4 protein-coding genes and 2 pseudogenes are annotated in these 2,826 nt (G+C 25.5%); all 6 read left to right on the top strand.

What is annotated here, in order from left to right; genetic code table 11:
• Positions 1 to 136 (top strand): annotated as a pseudogene (locus TY07_RS18675) (FAD-dependent oxidoreductase); the annotation flags it as partial.
• A gap of 522 nt (positions 137 to 658) precedes the next feature.
• On the top strand, positions 659 to 1,057 hold the full coding sequence (locus TY07_RS16945; protein ID WP_042403054.1) for a hypothetical protein: 399 nt from the start codon (positions 659 to 661) through the stop codon (positions 1,055 to 1,057).
• Between the two features lie 54 nt (positions 1,058 to 1,111).
• Entirely contained in the window at positions 1,112 to 1,237 is a 126-nt protein-coding gene (locus tag TY07_RS18785) for a hypothetical protein (RefSeq protein WP_260457825.1), read from the top strand.
• A 95-nt stretch (positions 1,238 to 1,332) separates the two neighbouring features.
• Positions 1,333 to 1,554, top strand: coding sequence for a YdbC family protein (locus TY07_RS16940; RefSeq protein ID WP_042403051.1), 222 nt, complete (start codon positions 1,333 to 1,335; stop codon positions 1,552 to 1,554).
• An 81-nt stretch (positions 1,555 to 1,635) separates the two neighbouring features.
• Entirely contained in the window at positions 1,636 to 2,061 is a 426-nt protein-coding gene (locus tag TY07_RS16935) for a DUF262 domain-containing protein (protein ID WP_042403047.1), read from the top strand.
• Positions 2,033 to 2,749: pseudogene (locus TY07_RS16930) on the top strand (PD-(D/E)XK nuclease domain-containing protein); the annotation flags it as partial. The gene TY07_RS16935 and the pseudogene TY07_RS16930, both read left to right, overlap by 29 nt.
• Between the last annotated feature and the right edge of the window lie 77 nt (positions 2,750 to 2,826).

Raw genomic sequence — 2,826 nt, 5'->3', positions numbered from 1 at the left:
TAGGTATACTTTTGCTGGAGCTAGTTATTTTAAGAGAATGCAGGAGTTAGGTTTGTATACTATTGATACTGCTGAAATTGAAGATAGGATTAAGAAATTGAATTTGGATAATATTTTTGAACAAAAATTAGTTTAGAATATAGATATATTAGGCCACTAGCAATGAATTAAAATTTGCTAGTGGTCTTTTGACTGAAAAGATAAGTTGTTTTAAAGGTTTATTAGGATAGTAGATGATATAATTATTCCTAATGATAATTTTACTAGTGTATAGGATGTTATTCCAATAAAATATGATGGGAACATAGATATGATTATTGAAACAATAAGTAAGAAAAAATTAAAAGAGTGTGTTTAAAGTCAAATTGAAAATAATCTTAATTTGATTGAAAGTGATTAGATTAAAATAAATATAGTTAAAACACCTTAATAGACTGAAAAGTTTATTAAGGTGTTATTTTTTACAAAATATAATCCATATAATAACAATTTGAGCTGGAAACACCTCAATATGTCGAAATCACTCAATAAATAATCAAGTTATTTTCAGCAATAATTATATATTTGATATGAAATTAACTCAGTTCGACAGAAGGATATGAAAATATAGCGTATAATATACATTAATACTATTATTTGTAAAAGAGAGATATAAAAGATGTTAGGTAAAAAAATTGAAATTGCAAGAAAATCAGTAGATTTAATAAGAGAGTTTTTTAGTTTAGAAGCTATTTTAGGAGAAAATTTATGTAGGGGAATAGAAATCAATAAAGAAACGGCTTCTATTATAATTAATGATTTATATGAAGGTGTTTTAGAATATGATGTTGAAAAGGCAGCAATAGCATTTGAGGAAAGAATAAATGGATGGGGTCCATGTTCTAGTGGATTTTATGATGCTATAGAGGAAGAAAAGAATTGCTTTGATGATAAGTTTAGTGAATTAAGTAAAGATGAATTTATAAATTATGTAGGAAGTATATATTATACCGAATATAGATGTGAAGAAATAGTTAAGGAATTAAAGGAATTAGCTGAAGAATATAAAGAATTATAAAGTAGTTTTATTTTGATATACAAAGAAACTTGAAAAGGTGAAAGTAAGTGAGAGATGGATATAATTAATCATATTACTTATAATGTTGTAGAAGGAACATATGATAGTGATATATTTACAGCAGAAGATAAAGGAAAAGATTTTAGTAAAGCATTTTTATCATTGAAATATGTTAAGTAAAATATTATGTTTAGATATTTCTACACAATTAAAGTTAGTAGAAATAAGTGAATTTGATGATTTAGGTATAAGAATATAAGAGGGAGGATTAATTTATGGCAGATATAAAATTTGAAATTAAAGAAACATTAGGTGCTATAGCAGAATCAGCTAAAGGTTGGAAAAAGGAATTAAATATAATTAGTTGGAATGGTAAAGAAGCTAAATATGATTTGAGGGAATGGTCACCTGATCATGAAAAGATGGGGAAAGGCGTTACATTAACTAACGATGAATTAAAATCATTGAGGGATTTATTAAATAGTATAGAATTTTAAGTTTTATTTGAGGTTATGAAAGTATAAATAAAAGAAAAAGTTATTGATTTATTCGATTCAACGAAAGAACCTGCTATTAACATGGTATATGAAGTATTTTTAGATTCATCAGATACAAACTTTGTCATTCCAGTATATCAAAGAAATTATGATTGGAAAAAAGAACAGTGTAAGCAGTTATATGATGATTTAGTAAATATGATAAAGTATAAATATAAAAGTCATTTCTTTGGAACAATAGTATCAATTTATAATGATAGTGGAAGAAATAGAGAGTATTTAATTATAGATGGTCAACAAAGGATAACAACTATTTCTATATTATTATTAGCGATAGTTAATATAATAAAAGAAAATAGATTAAAAGCAAATGGAATAATAAAAGAAAAGCTTACTAATCAATATTTAATAAATCAATATTGTGAAGATGATGATAGAAAGTTAAAATTAAAGCCAATAAAAAATGATAGACAAGCATTTGAAAAGTCTTATAGAAAGAGCAGATGATATAACAAAAAGCGAAATAGAGGCTTTAATAGAAGGTAAAACTATAGAAAAACCAGTACATGAAGACATAACCTACAATGATGTTTATGATAATTTAGATAACCTTTGGAACTTTATGTTCTTTACAGGATATTTCAAAAAGATAAGTGAAAGAATGGATGAAAATACCCAAGAAAAGTTTGTAGAGCTAGCAATACCAAACTTAGAAGTTAAGTATATCTTTAGAACTAAGATACTTAAATGGTTTAATGAAAAGATAAAGAGCGAAGATTTATCTCTTCTTTATACTTCAATTATAAAAGGAGAAGTTGATGTATTCCAAAGGGAAGTAAATAGATTATTGAAGAAGACAATAAGCTTTAATGATGCATATGAAAACTTTTATCATGGATTTATGATAGGATTATTATCTCATATGGATGGTTACATTGTAAAATCCAACAGGGAGAGCGGGGATGGAAGATGTGATATTTATATAAAACAACTATCAATTTTTGATAAAGCAGTAATAATTGAAATGAAGGTTTGTGATAAACCAAAAGAGCTATTTACAAAGCCACAAGATACTCTGCAGCAAATTGAAGATAAAAAATATGCATATGAACTTAATCAAAGTGGTTATGAGGATATTATAAAGTATGGAATGGCTTTTTATAGAAAAGACTGTATTGTAAAAATAAAAGAATAACAAGCAAATCTAAAGGAAACATACATCTAATATTTTATTGGAACTGAATAAAAAAGGATTATTTCACTCATATTATA

The sequence above is a fragment of the Clostridium saudiense genome, assembly GCF_000577815.1.
In the GTDB taxonomy this organism is placed as follows: Bacteria; Bacillota; Clostridia; order Clostridiales; family Clostridiaceae; genus Clostridium; species Clostridium saudiense.
The sequence above is the reverse complement of the archived record's forward strand: the minus strand, read 5'-3'. Positions and strand labels throughout refer to the sequence as shown.

Coding starts and splice junctions, on each gene's coding strand:
- TY07_RS16945 (WP_042403054.1), top strand. CDS start 659: ATGTTAGGTAAAAAAATTGAAATTGCAAGAAAATCAGTAGATTTAATA.
- TY07_RS18785 (WP_260457825.1), top strand. CDS start 1,112: ATGGATATAATTAATCATATTACTTATAATGTTGTAGAAGGAACATAT.
- TY07_RS16940 (WP_042403051.1), top strand. CDS start 1,333: ATGGCAGATATAAAATTTGAAATTAAAGAAACATTAGGTGCTATAGCA.
- TY07_RS16935 (WP_042403047.1), top strand. CDS start 1,636: ATGGTATATGAAGTATTTTTAGATTCATCAGATACAAACTTTGTCATT.